Genomic DNA, 15,494 nt, shown 5'->3' on the forward strand with positions numbered 1-15,494 from the left:
AATACGACCTCGAACGGGATATGTTCTCAGGAGAGCGATCCGTCGGTATCGGCCGACGACACCGAGAGCGACTGGACGATCGTCCCGTCGTCTTCGCTGAACCCGCTGGACTCGTAGAACGACCGCGCCGGCCCGTCGCTGCTCGTGAGGAGGTAGACGCGACGGACCGACGCCTCGCGTAACCGCTCGAGCAGGTGCTCGAGTAGCCGGCGTCCGATCCCCTGTCCCTGAACGTCGGGATCGACGAACAGTTCACGGAGCGAGAACCGCCGACCCGCGTCCCACTGCTCGAGGTTCCCCACTGCGGCACCGACGAGATCCTCCTCGCTGAGCGCAGCGAAGCCCCGGAATCCCGGCGTCTCGAGGATCTCGGTGAGCCGCGTCCGGGCCGATTCGACGGTCACGTGGAACCCGTGTGAGGAAAGCGACAAAAGCGTTGTCGTCGGCTCCCCCCTCCCGGAGTCACCGGATCGGCTGCCACTGCCCGTAGGTGAGCACCCGCCAGAGCCACTCGAGCGGGCCGTAGCGGAAGTACCGCAGCCACAGTACCGACAGCGGCACCTGGATAGCCCAGATGGCGACGACGACGCCGAGCAACTCGACGCGCTCGAGGTGGCCGAACAGGCCGAGGCCGTGCCCGTAGAAGATCGACGTCGCCAGCAGGGTCTGCAGGATGTAGTTGCTGAAGGCAGTCCGCCCAACGGCCGCGAGCGCGTCGGTTACCAGTCCGGTCGGTCGCCACCGGCAGTACAGCATCACCAGGCCGACGTACGCCCCGGCCAGGACGATCGCTCCCCAGTAGTTGAACTGTCGCCAGAACAGCGCCACCTCGATCGCCCAGTCGTGGGCCTCGATGTAGGCGACACCGGCGAGGATCGTGCCGAGACCGACCACCGAACAGCCGGCGATCAGCCGACGGTAGAACGCGGGCGACCGCTCGTTCGAGAGGACGCCCCGCTTGTACAGCGCCATGCCGAGCAGCATGATGCCGGCGACGCGCCAGCCGGAGTAGCTGATCAGGCCGGCCGTCTGCCGCTGGAGGGCCGACGGCACGCGGTGTTCCAGCTGGGTGATCCAGTCGCCCCGGTAGCTGGCGACCTCCTGCTGGATGACCGACTCGGCCGGCCGCCACGTCCCCCGGATCGTCTCCGGGTCCGCAGTCACGCCGGACAGCGCCTCGAGCAGGGAGGGGACCGCGACGATGACGACGCCCAGGGTCGCGAGCGTCCGCGGCCGACGTCGGCGGAGGCCGACGACGAGCAAGCCACAGACGCCGTAGGCGACGAGGATGTCGCCGTACCACAGCAGGTAGGCGTGCAGGAGACCGAAGCCGACGAGCAACAGCGACCGGCGGACGAACACCGGCACCGCGGCCTCCCCCTTCGACTCGAGGTTGTGGGTGAAGAGGACGATGCCAGCGCCGTACAGCACCGTAAACAGCGTGATGAACGTGCCCTCGGCAAAGAGGTGACCGGCGAGCCAGGCCCAGTAGTTGCCGCCGGAGAAGTCGCCGTACGCCGTCGGATTGGCCAGCGTCACCTCCGGCATCGCGAAAACGCGGACGTTGATGACCAGGATGCCGAGCAACGCGACGCCGCGCAGGACGTCGAGGCTGACGATCCGTTCTGACGGGGGCGTGGGTCGGGCCGCCGCGTCGGGTTCCGCGTTCGCCGTCGACGAGTCCGCGTCTGCGTCCGACATCGGTCAACCACCGTGGCCGGGGTAGTCCCGTTCGAAGCGCGCCTCGAGTTCGTCCTGATCGAGGTGGACGATCACCGGCCGGCCGTGCGGGCAGGCGTAGGGGTTCTCGCAGTCGTCGAGGGCCTCGAGCAACTCCAGCACCGAGCCCTCGGTCAGCGAGGTGTTGCCCGTGATCGACGGATAGCACGCGAGGTCGCCGAGGAACTCGTCGGCCAGCGCGTCGACGGTCTCCGCGCCGGCCTCGCGGTCGCCCTCCACGACCGCGGTGAGGACGTCGCGCAACCGTTCGGGCTCGAGCGTCTCGTCGAGGACGGCAGGGACAGTGGTGACGGCGACGGTCCGGTCGTCCACCCTGTCGGCGTAGAAGCCGAGTCGCGCCAGCGCCTCCCGGTAGCCCTCGAACGTCTCGGCCTCGGCCGCGGTCAACTCGAGTTCGACGGGGTCGGCCAGCGCCTGCGCGGGCGGGTCATCCGCGAAGGCCGCCTGCAGGCGTTCGTAGTTGACCCGTTCGTCGGCGGCGTGCTGGTCGATCAACGCCAGCCCGTCGGGCGTCTCGCAGACGACGTAGGTGTCCGACAGCTGTCCCAGCACCCGCAGCGGCGGCAGCGAGTCGTACTCGGTTTCGGCCCCCGTCGCGGCCTCGCCCTCGAGGGTCCGCTGTTCGGTCGCGCCGGTAAACTTCCGATCCGAATCGACGCGTGGGACGGTCGAGGCCGCGTCAGCGGCCTCCTGCGACGGTTCCGTCTCGCCTCCGAATCCAGCCGACGCATTCGACGGGTCGTCGGTCGGTCCCGAGCCAGCCTCCGCGCTCGTCCGCGGGTCGCTCGAGTCCGTGGTTCCGTCGGGGTCGCCGAACGTAGCGGGCGAGTCTGCGGTCGATCCGGCCGAATCCTCGGTCGCCCGCGATCGACTGGACGAGGCGGACGTTCCTGCACCGGCAGCCGCTTCCGACCCGTCCGATTCGGTCGGAGCGTCGGATCGGGAGCCGTCAGCGTCCGTAACTGGGCGGTTCTCGACGGCCTCGTTGCTCGAGGCGTCGGGGGCGCTCGCCGATCCCTCGGCTTCGGCGTCGTCCATCTCGCTCGCGTCGTTCGTCGACTGATCGCTTCCCGCGGCTGCCGACTCGCTCTGGCGTTCGTACCGTTCGGCCGCTGCGGATCGGTCGGTTACGATACGGGCTTCGTCGGGAGCGGACCGGCCACGTGGCGCTCGCGAGCGGAGCAAGCCGTGCTCGAGCAGCGCCGACTCGACGGCGGCGTCGACCTGTCGGCGGACCGCATCGTCGTCGTCGAACCGGACCTCCCGTTTGCGCGGGTGGACGTTGACATCGACGGCGTCGCCGGGCACCTCGAGGAAGAGCACCACGAAGGGGTAGCGGTCGCTCCCCAGTTGCGTGCCGTAGGCCCCCATGACCCCCTCGCGGATCGCGTCGGCGGTCACGGCGCGGTCGTTGACGTAGGTCGCGAGGTACTCCCGGCTCGAGCGGTTGGTTTCGGGGTGGGAGACCAGCCCGGAGACGGACTCGAGCGGCCCCGGCGGTAACTCGTCGGCGTCGACCTCGACGGGGATCATCGAAGAGGCCACCTCGCGGCCGTAGACGGCCAGCACTGCGGCCTGGAGGTCGCCCTGACCTGTCGTAGCGAAAACTTCGCGGCCGTCGTGGGTCAGCGAGACGGCGACGTCCGGATTCGCGAGCGCGTACCGGGTGACGACGCGGTTGACGTGGGCGAACTCGGTGGCCGTCGTCTTCAGGAACTTCCGGCGTGCGGGCGTGTTGTAGAAGAGGTCCTCGACCTCGACGACGGTGCCCGCGGGACAGCCGGTCGGCTCGACGGAGACCACCTCACCGCCCTCGTAGACGAGTTCCGTTCCGACCGCGGCGTCGACGTCGCGGTGTTCCTCGTTCGGTCGGGACCGGATCGTCAGCCGGGAGACCGACCCGATGGTGTGCAGCGCCTCCCCGCGGAAGCCCAACGTTCCGACGCCGGACTCGAGGTCCTCGAGCCCCTCGATCTTGCTCGTCGTGTGCTCGCGGACGGCGGCGCGCAGGTCGGCCTCGGTCATCCCGTGGCCGTCGTCGGCCACGCGAATCAGTTCGGTGCCGCCCTCCTCGACGGTGACGTCGACGCGTGAGGCGTCGGCGTCGAGGCTGTTCTCGACGAGTTCCTTGACCGCGCTGGCGGGTCGTTCGACCACCTCGCCGGCGGCGATGCGGGCGACGGTGTCCTCGTCGAGACGGCGGATGGTCGTCCCCGCGTCCGACTCGCCGTCCTCGAGCGGTTGACCGTCGTCGCTCATGCCTGGAGTACCCTCTCGACGGCTGTTTCGATCGCGTCGCGGCCGTCGTCGGTCACCTCGCGGCCGCGCCGCCGTTCGTCGCGCGGCCGGCTGGGGAACTCGCCGGCCGTCCCGCACGGGATCGACGCCGGCGTCCCGCCCGGGAGGGGCGTCTCGAGGAGGGCCGCGAGGACGCCCTCGTCGACGTCGTTCACGTCGTCGAACGGCGTCGCGACCGGACGCGTCCTGCTCGCGAGAGGCTCCTGAATATCCATATCGGGTTGTGTCGCGGCGGTCGCAAAAACGTATTCACTCCGCGTCCCGTTCGGGGCCGGGACCGAAAGACGAGCGCCAGCCTGCACCCCAGTTCACTCGGCCGGCCTCAAAAGAGCATGGTGGGGCTTCCAAACGCCATGATGAGGGCAAGTACGCCGACGATCACGCCCATCACGCGCATCACGAGGAGGCGCGTCTCTCCCGGTTCGATCCGGGCGTCTCCGCCGGGGCCGCGCATCTGCCAGCGACTCATCTGCCGGGGGAAGGCGGCCTGTGCGAACGCAAAAACCGCAATCAGGATCGCAAACACCTGGAAGATCGCGGGGGCCATAGGTAGGGATCAGGGACGAGTTACGAAAGTCTTGTGATTTATCTAACTAATTTCGCTCGCGTCGATCACTCGTGTACCGTCCGAAGCAGGTGACGGCCGTGCTCCCGCGAAGCCGGCAACTCTCAGGCGTCGCCGGGCGCGGCCGTCGTCGGTTCGTCGGCCTCGCCGGTCGCCCGTTCGCGGTTCCCGTAGCTGAGCGCCAGCAACATCGCGAGGCCGACGACCCGCAGCGGGAAGGTGACCTGGAAGACGGTCAGCGCCGAGGGGACCCCGAACAGGCCAAGCAGGGCCTCGGTCATCAGCAACGGGATCTCCGGCACCATCAGGAAGATGGAGGACAGCGAGTAGAACACGCGCCGTATTCGGCCGACGCGGGTGTACTGGTAGCCGATGATCGTCACGCCCAGCGCGTAGACCCCGAGGAACATGCCGACGACCGGGATCACGACGTCGGGGACGAAAAACCCCAGTTCGCCGACGTCACCCCAGTCGATCAGCCCCCACTCGCCGTCGGTCTCCCGGAACAGCAGGATACCCGGCGAGAAGACGAACGCGAACGGCACGAGGACCTTGTTCAGCGAGAGCATGAAGGCCGTAACCGCCGTCTGCATCTCGTCGGCCTTCGCTACGCCCGCCCCCGCGAAGGCGGCGACGGCGACCGGCGGCGTGACGTCGGCCATCAGCCCCCAGTAGAGGACGTAGAGGTGCGCCGCGAGGACGAAGATACCAGCGGCCTGGAGCGGTGCCTCGAGCATCGCGATGAGGATGATATACATCGCCGTCGTCGGCATCCCCATCCCGAAGATGATCGAGGCGATACCGGTCAGCGTCAGCAACACGAGCATCGACTCGCCGCTGACCTGGCTGATGAGTGCGGCCAGGTTCGGCCCGAGGCCGGTGACGCTGATGACGCCCGGAACGACGCCCGCGGCGGCGACGGCGACGACGACAGTCGTCGCGGTCCGCGCGCCCGAGTCCATCGACCGCAGGACGAACGCGCCGAAGCGGTAGGCCCGGTTGCCCGCGAGCGACGGGCGACCGACGGCCTCGGCCGACCGCTGGGCGGCCTCCTCGACCGCCGGATCGAACTCGAGCAACGGCGCTTCGGCGCGGGGTCGCAGGAGGACGAAGACGACGCTGACGACGATCACGAGTTGCGCGAAATCGCCCACGACGGCCCACGCCGCCTCACCAGCTGATAGCCCTGCCCCCGCCGTCTCGAGGCCGGCGACGACCAACAGGACGTCGGCGAGGCCGCCGCCGACCGTCGCGTACGCCAGGCCCTGCAGCACCGAGAGACCGGCGATGGTCGCGAACAGCGGCACGCGGGTGCGCTCGTCGTAGGCGGCCACCACCGCGAGCAGCGCGACGACCGCGACGATGGTGAGCCAGCCAGCCCGGTTGATCGACAGGCGGGCGACGATCAGGTAGTACAGCAGGAGGACGATCGGGATCAGGTAGAACCAGCCCCGTTTCAGGGCCGCCGGCACGTTCGGCAGTTCCGACCGCGGCAGGCCGCCGATCCCCCCGCGGACGGCCTCGAAGTGGACCATCACCCACATGCCGAAGAAGAAGGCGATCGCCGGGAGCGTCGCGGCGATGATCACGTCGGCGTAGGGCGTCCCGGTGAACTCGACGATGAGAAACGCCGCCGCCCCCATCACTGGCGGGAGCATCTGTCCCCCCGAGGACGCCGAGGACTCCACCGCGCCCGCGAACTCCGGCGAGTAGCCCGACCGTTTCATCAGCGGAATCGTGAACGCGCCCGTCGTGACCGTGTTCGCGATCGACGACCCGCTCAACATCCCCATGAAGCCGCTCGAGACGACGCTGGCCTTCGCCGGGCCGCCGTCGCGGGTGCCGGTCGCCGAGTACGCGAGGTCGATGAACCACTTGCCCGCGCCGCTCATCTCGAGGAAGGCCCCGAAGAGGATGAAGATGTAGATGAAGCGGACGCTGACCGACACCGGCTGGCTGTGGACCCCCGCTTCGACCGTGTACCAGAGGTTGTAGACGATGTTGTCCCAGGTGTCGGGCTGGACCCAGAGCGCGCCGACGACCGAATCCCGCGGGATGTGGTACCCCCACCGAGCGTAGACGATAAAGAGGCCGACCAGCGTGGCAAGCATCAAGCCGAGCGCGCGACGGGTCGCCTCGAGCACCAGCAGCATGCCGAGCACGCCCAACCAGAAGGCGGCCGACACCTCGTCGAGCGGGACGCCGACCGATCCGAGGCCCGAAACGATGGCACCCGCGATATCGTACTCGACTCCGGTGAGCCACTCGAGGGGGTACTCGATCGGCGCGAAGATCGGCGGGATCACCTCGTCGATCGTCCGCGTGCCGTCGAACCGATGGACCGCGATCCTCGTAATCTCGTCGTAGTTGGTGGCGATGTAGTACGCGGGCAGCGTCGCCAGGATCGCAAGCAGCGCGTCGACCGGTGCGATCCGGTCCATGTCGGGATCGAGGAAGAACCACCGGAACGCGCCCGAGACGCTGGCGGTCGCCCGCGTGAGCGGGTGGTCGTCGCCGAACCGTCGTCTGGCCGCGGGTTCGATCCGACCCAGGTTGCGGGCGACGAACCCCGTTCCCCTGCTCGTCGGGAACAAGAGGAACGCGAGGACGAGCGCGAACGCGACGTGGATCGCGTTGACCTGGAGTTGCTGGAAGCCGATCAGGTCGATCTCGCCGACGACCGGGAGCGTCGTCCCGAACGTGTAGCCGCGGGCGGCGATCCACATCTGGAACGCCGAAAACGCGACCGCGATCAGCGCGACGAGAACCACCGCCGCGCCACGGTGGGTGCGGCGTCGCTGGACCTCCTCCATCAGCTCCTGCTGTTCCTCCTCGGAGAGTTCCTCGGCGTCGTCGGGATCGATGCTCATCGGTCAGTGTGAATCGGATCGGCGGTCCGAGTCGTCCCGTCGCTCGATTCGGAACGCGACGGCGGTAACACCGCGCCGGCGAGTCCCTCGAGAGCGGATCGGTCGGCCACGTACAGCACGACGGAGCCGTCTGCGACGTCGACGAGGTCGTAGCGCTCGTCACCGACGACGAGTTCGTGCCCCGCGACCTCACCGGGGGCGACGCGGAGTCGCGCGTAGGATCCCGATCCCTCGACGACGTAACCCTCGTCCGTCCGTTCGACGTCGGTGGGCAGTCCAGCGCCGAAGGAGTGAAACACCGATCGATCCGCCCGCAGTTCGTCGCCGTCGACCACGTAGACGTCCTCGACGGGCGTGCGTTCGACGCTGTGGGTGTACGCGAGCGTCACCTCCTGGCCCTGTTCGACGTCGATCTCGAGCAGGCGCTCCTCGGTCTCGGCGTCGGCGACGACCAGCGTGGTGCCGCGCAGGACCGACGGGGCAGTGATAGCGGTCGCTCCGCACAGCGCGAGGGCAGACGCACAGAGTCGCCGTCGGGTCAGTACGGCCACGGTACGTGAGCAGTGGTCGACGGTGGGAAGTCCGGTCGGCGGTGCGATCGCTCCGAACGAGTCTGACGGCTATCCGTCCTCGGATTCGTTACCGTCCTCGGATTCGTTACCGTCCGCCGGTTCGTCGCCGCCCCCGCCCTCGAGGTCGACGTCCGTCCCCTCGAAGTAGGCCTGCGCGCCGGGGTGGAGTTCGATGGGCATCGCCTCCTGGGAGGTCTCGAGGTCGATGAACTCCGACTGGGTGGTGAACTGATCGACGTTGTCGAACATCGCCGCGGTGACCTCCTCGACGACCGTCTCGTCCACCCCGTCGTGGGTCGCGAGCATCGCCTGGACGGAGATGGTCTCGACGTCGTCCTCGACGCCGTCGTAGGTGCCGCCGGGGATGGTGTCCTCGGCCAGCCACTCCGCGTCCTCGAGCAACTGATCCCTGACGTCGCCGTCGATCTGGACGAAGTTGATGTCCTGGGTGGTCGCCAGATCCTCGATCGCGCCCAGCGGATAGCCGCCGACGGTGATGGCGGCGTCGACGTCCCCGTCGGCGATCTGGTCGGCCGCCGTCCCGAAGTCGGTGTTCTGTTCGTCGAAGTCCTCGATGCCGGCCGACTCGAGGATCTGCAGGGCGTTGACCTGGGTCCCACTGCCCAGGTCGCCGGTGTTGATCGTCGCACCCTCGAGGTCCTCGACGGACTCGATCCCCGAGTCGGCCTGCGTGACGAGGTGGATCGTCTCCGGATAGAGCGAGGCGATGCCCCGGATGTTGTCCAGCGGTTCGCCCTCGAACTGGTCGAGTTCGACCCCGTTGTAGGCGAAGTAGGTGATGTCGTTCTGGACGAGCGCGAGTTCGGCGTCCTCGCGGCCGAGGCTCGCGGCGTTCTCGACGCTCGCGCCGGTCGACTGGACCTGAATGCCGTGTGAGGTGTGGTCCTCGACGATGGTCTTCATGTCCCCGGCCAGCGGGTAGTAGGTCCCCTCGGTCCCGCCGGCGTGTAAGGACAGCACCTCGCCCCCTTCCTCGGCCTGGGCCTCCTCGGGGTCCTCCCCGTCCCCGTCACCGTTTCCGTTACCGTTCCCCTCTCCATCTTCGGCGTCTTCACCGATACACCCCGCGAGTGCGGACGTTCCAGCAATCCCAGCCGCCGCGATCAGACGACGGCGCGTGACAGGTCGCACCATGTCAGAGTACGCCCCGCCGACGCAGAAATATCTAACTTATGATATTATATAAGACTCGAGAAGATATTCCCGATACCCGGACTCTCAGGAGACAGTGATCAGCTGACGACTACGGTCTCGAGGGCGGACGACACGTCGCCCGCCGCAGGGGTAGACGGTGTACCGAACGGCACCGACCGACCCGACGCGTGACGCTCGCTTCCCCTAGCAGAGACAGAAGGTAGAACCCTCGAGTCCCTCGTAGAGTCCATCAGAGAGGTACTTGAGACCGGTGTCGCAGGCGACGGTGACGACCGTCTCGTCGGGGTCGTGCTCGGCCGCGATCCGCCGTGCGGCAGCGACGTTCATGCCCGTGCTCGTGCCGACGAGCAGTCCTTCCTCGCTGGCCATCTGCTGAACGCAGTCGATCCCCTCCTCGGTCGGGATGGTGTAGACGCGGTCGTACGCCTCCGGATCGACCAGCGGCGGCGAGCCCACGATTGCCGTTCCCTGGACGGGGTGCTCGCCGGTCGTCCCGTCGGTGAGGACGGGCGACTCCGCGGGTTCGACGACCGAGAGGCGGACGTCCGCGTCGCGTTCGGACAGCGCCCGTGCGGTGCCCATCGCACAGCCGCCGGTGCCGACGATCATGGCGAACTCGTCGACGTCCGGCCGCTGTGAGAGAATCTCCCGGCCGAGTGCCTCGTAGCCCTCGAGCTGGTCGGAGTTCTCGAACTGGTTCGTGAAGTACGCGCCCGTCTCGTCGCGGACGCGTTCGGCTTCCGCTCGCAGGTCGTCGAACAGCCCGTCGTAGGGGCTCCCGTTCGGCGTCTCGAGCGTCTCGACCCGCGCACCGAGCGCGCGCATGGACGCGATCTTCTCCTCGGCGACGCAGTCGGCCGTCACGACGTGGAACGGGTGATCGAGTACCGCACAGACGAACGCGAGGCTCGAGCCGGTGCTCCCGCCCGTGAACTCCACGACGGGGTCGCCGGGCTCGAGGTCGCCTCGTTCTCGAGCGGTTTCGATCATCGCGAGGGCCATCCGGTCTTTCAGGCTCCCGGTCGGGTTCGCACCCTCCCACTTCACGTGGATCGACGCGCCGCCGTCGGGCCGAAGCGCCGGCAGTTCGACCATCGGCGTGTCGCCGATCGCCTCGAGCCCGTTCGCGTAGTCCGCTGGCATCCGTTTGGGCTGTGACCTTCTGTCGAATATACCTGCCGAACCGCAATCGATCTGTCGCCACCGTTACCACTCGAGCAGCGCGTCGACCCCCGTTTCGATCGCCTCTCGACCGTCCTCGGGGACTGCGACCAGCGGCGGGCGGACCGCGTCGGACTCGAGGACGTCGCGGTACGCGAGGGCCGCCTTGGTCGCCGGTGCGAAGCCGTACTCGTCGCAAGCGTCGAAGTAGGGTGCGATCGCGTCCTGAATCGCCGCGCCGCGGTCCTCGTCGGCGGTCTCGTACAGTTCGCGGTAGACCGCGGGCGCGACGTTCGACCCCGCGTTCAGTCCGCCATCGGCACCCATCCGGAGCGCCGGGACGAGCAAAGCGTCGTAGCCCTGCAGGACGACGAACGCCTCGGGCGTCTCCCGCAGGATCGACAGGAGAGAGGCGAGGTCGCCGCTCGAGTCCTTGATCCCGATCACGTTCTCGTGGCGCGCCAGCGCGGCGACCGTCTCGACGGCGATCGACCCGCCCGTACACGGCGGGATGTTGTAGAGGAGGACGGGCAGCGGTGACCGATCGGCGACCCGTTCGAAGAACTGCCGATTCCCGTCGGGATCGTTCGGCCCGTGGAAGTACGGCTCCGTGACGACCGCCACATCCGCCCCGATCGCGGCCCCGTGTTCGGCGTAGTCGACCGCCTCCCCGACGGTCGTCGCCGCACCGATCAGCACCGGCACCTCGCCGTCGACCCGGTCGACGACGACCTCGTGGACCCGCCGACGTTCCGCAGGTTCGAGGCTCGTGAACTCGCCCGTCGTCCCGCAGGGAAAGAGGCCGTCGATCCCGCCGTCGAGACAGTGGCCGACGACTGCCTCGAGTCCCGCCTCGTCGATCTCGTTCGTCCCTGGCTCGAAGGGGGTGACCAGCGGCGTCGTGATGCCCTCGAGGGCGTGCTGAAGCGACATACCGCGAGGTTGTCGCCGCGCGCGGAAAGTGTCACTGGTAGCGGAGAACGGCGACTGATTACGGAACCATCCGACGGTACGGGTTAGCTATTTGTCGATTCGCGACGTACGCAACGATATGCACTGGTCCCCCGATCGCCGCCTCCAGGTGCGGATGGTCCTCGCCCTCGCACTCACCCTGGTGGGCTACGGCGCGTTGCTCTGGATCGTCTTCGCGCTGTTGCCGACGCCGCTCGCGCTGGTGACCTGTGGGGTTCTGGCGCTCGTGATCCTGGTGGGCGTTACCCGGGCCGACGTCATCGCCTACTGGACGACCAACGCCGTCGCCATCGAACGGGAGCAGTATCCGCTGCTGTACGACACCGTCGAGCGACTGGCCCGCCAGGCCGACCTCCCGCGACCGCCGGTCGCCGTCGTCCCCTCGGACGAACCCAACGCCCTCTCGGCGGGCACCGGTAACCGGACCGTCGTCTGCGTGACGACCGGCCTCCTGAAGGCCCTCGACGAGGACGAACTCGAGGCCGTCCTCGCCCACGAACTCGCCCACCTCAAGAACGACGATTCGACGGTGATGACCGTGGCGGGATTCCCGACGGCCATCTCGGTGATCGCGCTGACGACGGCCAGTCGGACGTTCACGTTCACGGGGTTCCTGCTGGGGTTCCCGCTGTGGATCGGCATCTACCTGCTGTTCGTCGGCCTGCCGGTCTACCTCGCCAGCCTCCCCGGCACGCTCGTGCTCTCGCGCTATCGCGAGTACGCCGCCGATCGGGGCGCGGTCGCGATCACGGGCAAGCCCTACGCGCTGGCCAGCGCGCTCGCGACGCTCCACGGGGCGTCGTCCCCGCCCGAGACGGACCTCCGGCGCGTCGCCGGCTTCAACGCCTTCTGCATCGTCCCGACCGATTCGATGGTGCCGTTCGCGACCCACCCGCCGACGCACAAGCGGATCCGGCGGCTCCGCGAGGAGTTCGCCGACGACGGATAATCTCACTCGACTTCTCGAGAGTCATCGCGTACAGGGCGATAGCGTCCGCCGTACGGGAACGATCGATCTCGGGAGAACTCGGTCGACGTCAAGCTATTATGCAGATCACATATCGGTTACCGACCACACGATCGCCACGTCGATGCGGAATCGAAACACCGACCGCATTTTTGCCTCCGACGGCGATTTCGAGACGCTCGGGCTATCCGTCGTTCCACGATAATCGAATCGAAGATAGCAACAGAAGGTCTCGGTTCCCGTCGCCAATCCCACGCCCGACTGGTACTCACCGCTTGAGTTCGAGCACCCGCGTTCGCTCGACGGTCAGTTCGTCCACGCCCGGAACCCGCTCGCGGGGGTCGGGCAGCGAACACTCCGCGACGTCGAAGGTGACCGTGCCCTCGCCCTCCCGACAGCGGAGGTAGACCGGAACGATCGGCACCTCGGACGGAACGTTCTCGGCGAGCGCCAGCACCGGATAGACGAGTTTGTGCGCCGCAAGGGAGTCCCGCGGGCCGGTCTTCGCCTCGAGCACGAACAGCGTCCGCTCGCCGTCCCGTCGTTCGGCGAACACCGTGTCGATCTCGACCTGGCCGTTGCGATGGGTGAGTGCGTCCGGAGACGCCCGGTGGGGCCGGAACGCGAAGGTGAACGTCGAGCGCCCGGTCGCCGGCGGCGCGAGCGCGCCCGACGTATCGAGCGAGAGCGCCTCCGCGAGCACGCCGGAGGCCAGCGCGAGGTTGACCAGCGACGTCTCCGACCGCGACGGGAGGAGGTCGTAGCTCACCAGTCGCTCGTCCGCGACCGGACTCGCGAACCGCTCCGGTCGCCGTCCGCCGAAGATCGCCTCGTCACGCAGGAAGAACTCTTCGAGGCCGTCGGGGCCGTCGACGAGCAAAAAGCCGGTCCCCCGCCCGTCCGGGGCCGATCCGGCCCGCAACACCGTGACGCCGGCTTCGCGCAACTCCGGCTCGAGGTCGCCGATCGCGTCGACGGAGATGTACCGCGGCGTCCGCGGGCCGGCCTCGAGGTCGTGGCGCTCGACGTACTCACGGAAGGAGGTCGGCCCGTAGACCGACCGCTCGGACGCGGCCAACTCCTCGAGCGCGGGTTCGAAGACCATCGGTCGTCCGTGGAACGGTTTCGGTATTTCGTGGGCGTTACTCGAGGCCGAGGTCCTGCGACATCGAGTTGCCGGGACGGGGGACGCCCTTGACGGTCAGGGTCTCGCCGTTGACGAACGACGCCGCGGGGCTGGCGAGGAAGTGGACGACGTCGGCGATCTCCTCGACGTGGCCGATGCGGCGGTCGGTCTTCTCGCGGGGCGGCATGTCCTCGCTGTCGATTCCCAGGGTTTCGGCGACGCCGGGGGTCTGGATCAGTCCCGGCGCGACGCAGTTGACGCGGATACCGTCGGCGGCCCACTCGGTGGCCAGCGTCTCGGTGAGGCGGATGATCGCCGCCTTCGAGGCGCTGTAGTGGCTCTCGCCGGGCGCGGCGTGCTGGCCGTTGACCGACGAGAGGTTGACGATACAGCCGCCGTCGCCCTCGCGCATCACCTCGCCCGCGAGTTGGGTGCAGTGGACCGCGCTGTTGAGGTTGAGGTCGATGATGGTCTTCCAGCCGTTCTCGGAGATCTCCTCGAACGGGGCGACGAACTCGCCGCCGGCGTTGTTCACCAGCACGTCGATGTCGCCGAACTCCTCGACGGTGGCGTCGACGAGGTCCTGGACTTGATCGCGTTCGCGGACGTTGCACTCCACTGCGAGTGCCTCCCCGGTGCTCGCGGCGTCGCCGCTCGCGTTCCTCGAGGCGCGTTGCGCCTCGCCGTCCGCGTCGTTGATCTCGTCGGCGACGGGGCCGACCCGGTCGATCGAGCGGGAGCAGATCGCGACGTTCGCGCCGCTGGCCGCGAGCGTCTCCGCGATTCCCTTCCCGATGCCCTGGCTCGCACCCGTGACGACCGCGGTCTTGCCCGCGACGTCGTACGCTGGTTCGTGCATCGTCCTAGGGGCGGCCCTTTGATACGAAAATTCTACCGGAACCGACCCGATCAAAACGCCCGCCGAGTCAGCGGGCGTCGGCGCGCTCGAGCAGCGTCCGCACCGTTTCCCGATCCGCCGGTTGCCCGTACTCGACGGAGGCGACCGCACAGCAGTTTCCGAGCGCGAGCGTCGGGTCCCACTCCCAGCCGCGAGCGCGGGCGAAGGCGAGACCTGCGCTGAAACAGTCGCCCGCGCCGGTGCGTCGGCGCGGGTCCTCGACCGGGAGGTTCCGGACGGCCCGTTCGTCGTCGAGCGTCGCGACGGCCGCGCGTTCGGTGTCGTGGAGGACCGCGGCGTCGACGTCGGCTGCCGCTCGAACCGCCGACAGCGCCTCGAGATCCCCCCGTTCTCCCGAATCCTGCAGCGACGCGCCGTCGCCGCCGACCGCCTCGAGGGTGGCAGCGAGTTCCGTCCGGTTGACGCTGTAGACGACCTCGGTTCGCGTCGCGAGGTCGCCCAGAACCGACAGCAGGTCCTCGAGGTCGGCTGCCGATCGCCGCCGGACCGGCCCCGGATCGAGCACGAAGACGCCGCCCTCGAGCGGCCCGTCGGCGAGCGTCGCGAGCGCGTCGGTCAGCCCGTCGATCGACGCCCAGTTACCACAGCAGACGGCGTGGGCGGCCAGCGCCTCGCGACCGTCGGTCGCGGCCGCCCGCTCGAGGTCGGCCAGCGTCCAGGATCGGACGTCCGCGGACTGCTCGACGAGGAGGAGGTCGTCGTCCGCGAACGGGAACACCCGCACGCTGGCTGGCTCGCCCATCGAGTGCGTCTCGAACGGGAGGTCCGCGAAGACGGGATCCTCGAGGTGACCGTACAACGTCACGTCCGCGCCGAGGTGGTGGACCTGCCGGGCCATGTTGGGTGCCTGCCCGCCGGGTTCGCGGGAATCGCACTCGATCGGGACGGACGCGGATGCGCCGTGGGCGATGCGCTCGCCGAACGTCTCCCGAGTCTCGATGCGATCGCCGGACGACTCGAGCGCGCCGTAGTAGCTGTCGACGCTCCCGTCGGGCAGGCAGACGACGCGGGTCGGGGTGTCGTGGCTCGAGAGCCGGTCGGCGAGGTCGTCGTACGCCATACCGGTATCCCGTCGGGCGCACGGAAAAGCGGCGTCCCGGATGCGTCGGGTTGACGTCGATGGATGGG

At 68.6% G+C, this 15,494-nt stretch carries 14 protein-coding genes; 1 reads left to right on the top strand and 13 read right to left on the bottom strand.

The features are described from left to right. Window positions 1–26: 26 nt before the first annotated feature. The 10 genes from TX79_RS13665 to TX79_RS13710 all read right to left on the bottom strand — a co-directional run bounded on the left by TX79_RS13665 (window position 27) and on the right by TX79_RS13710 (window position 11,315). Entirely contained in the window at window positions 27–404 is a 378-nt protein-coding gene (locus TX79_RS13665) for a GNAT family N-acetyltransferase (RefSeq protein ID WP_049927989.1), read from the bottom strand. Between the two features lie 58 nt (window positions 405–462). Next, the gene (locus TX79_RS13670; protein WP_049927990.1) at window positions 463–1,701 is read right to left on the bottom strand and encodes a DUF418 domain-containing protein; all 1,239 of its coding nucleotides are present in this window, start codon (window positions 1,699–1,701) and stop codon (window positions 463–465) included. Window positions 1,702–1,704: 3 nt separating this feature from the next. Then, window positions 1,705–3,999, bottom strand: coding sequence for a DNA mismatch repair endonuclease MutL (gene mutL / locus TX79_RS13675; protein WP_049927991.1), 2,295 nt, complete (start codon window positions 3,997–3,999; stop codon window positions 1,705–1,707). Continuing rightward, the gene (locus TX79_RS13680; RefSeq protein WP_049927992.1) at window positions 3,996–4,253 is read right to left on the bottom strand and encodes a hypothetical protein; all 258 of its coding nucleotides are present in this window, start codon (window positions 4,251–4,253) and stop codon (window positions 3,996–3,998) included. The genes mutL and TX79_RS13680 overlap by 4 nt, the downstream gene beginning before the upstream one ends. 107 nt (window positions 4,254–4,360) lie before the next feature. Then, window positions 4,361–4,585 carry a hypothetical protein gene (locus TX79_RS13685; RefSeq protein ID WP_049927993.1) on the bottom strand — a complete coding sequence of 75 codons (225 nt, stop codon included), beginning with the start codon at window positions 4,583–4,585 and terminating at the stop codon, window positions 4,361–4,363. Between the two features lie 122 nt (window positions 4,586–4,707). After that, complete coding sequence (locus TX79_RS13690) at window positions 4,708–7,473, bottom strand: TRAP transporter permease (protein WP_049927994.1); 2,766 nt, start codon at window positions 7,471–7,473, stop codon at window positions 4,708–4,710. After that, window positions 7,470–8,024, bottom strand: a complete 555-nt coding sequence (locus tag TX79_RS13695; protein WP_049927995.1) for a DUF1850 domain-containing protein — start codon at window positions 8,022–8,024, stop codon at window positions 7,470–7,472. Before TX79_RS13695 ends, TX79_RS13690 begins: the two co-directional genes overlap by 4 nt. A gap of 69 nt (window positions 8,025–8,093) precedes the next feature. Further along, window positions 8,094–9,200, bottom strand: a complete 1,107-nt coding sequence (locus tag TX79_RS13700) for a TAXI family TRAP transporter solute-binding subunit (RefSeq protein ID WP_049927996.1) — start codon at window positions 9,198–9,200, stop codon at window positions 8,094–8,096. 204 nt (window positions 9,201–9,404) lie between these two features. Then, window positions 9,405–10,364 carry a PLP-dependent cysteine synthase family protein gene (locus TX79_RS13705; RefSeq protein ID WP_049927997.1) on the bottom strand — a complete coding sequence of 320 codons (960 nt, stop codon included), beginning with the start codon at window positions 10,362–10,364 and terminating at the stop codon, window positions 9,405–9,407. Between the two features lie 63 nt (window positions 10,365–10,427). Next, window positions 10,428–11,315: a dihydrodipicolinate synthase family protein gene (locus TX79_RS13710; RefSeq protein ID WP_049927998.1), complete on the bottom strand. Its 888-nt coding sequence runs from the start codon at window positions 11,313–11,315 to the stop codon at window positions 10,428–10,430. A gap of 118 nt (window positions 11,316–11,433) precedes the next feature. Between TX79_RS13710 and TX79_RS13715 the strand changes: the two genes are divergently transcribed. Further along, window positions 11,434–12,303: a M48 family metalloprotease gene (locus TX79_RS13715; RefSeq protein WP_049927999.1), complete on the top strand. Its 870-nt coding sequence runs from the start codon at window positions 11,434–11,436 to the stop codon at window positions 12,301–12,303. A 286-nt stretch (window positions 12,304–12,589) separates the two neighbouring features. Here the strand turns inward: TX79_RS13715 and TX79_RS13720 are convergent, their stop codons facing one another. The 3 genes from TX79_RS13720 to TX79_RS13730 form a co-directional block, all read right to left on the bottom strand. Further along, on the bottom strand, window positions 12,590–13,426 hold the full coding sequence (locus TX79_RS13720) for a DUF6997 domain-containing protein (protein ID WP_049928000.1): 837 nt from the start codon (window positions 13,424–13,426) through the stop codon (window positions 12,590–12,592). A gap of 37 nt (window positions 13,427–13,463) precedes the next feature. Beyond that, on the bottom strand, window positions 13,464–14,306 hold the full coding sequence (locus TX79_RS13725) for an SDR family NAD(P)-dependent oxidoreductase (protein WP_049928001.1): 843 nt from the start codon (window positions 14,304–14,306) through the stop codon (window positions 13,464–13,466). A 67-nt stretch (window positions 14,307–14,373) separates the two neighbouring features. After that, on the bottom strand, window positions 14,374–15,426 hold the full coding sequence (locus TX79_RS13730; protein ID WP_049928002.1) for a PfkB family carbohydrate kinase: 1,053 nt from the start codon (window positions 15,424–15,426) through the stop codon (window positions 14,374–14,376). Window positions 15,427–15,494: the final 68 nt, after the last annotated feature.

The sequence above is a fragment of the Halopiger goleimassiliensis genome (genome assembly GCF_000455345.1).
Taxonomy (GTDB): domain Archaea; phylum Halobacteriota; class Halobacteria; order Halobacteriales; family Natrialbaceae; genus Halopiger_A; species Halopiger_A goleimassiliensis.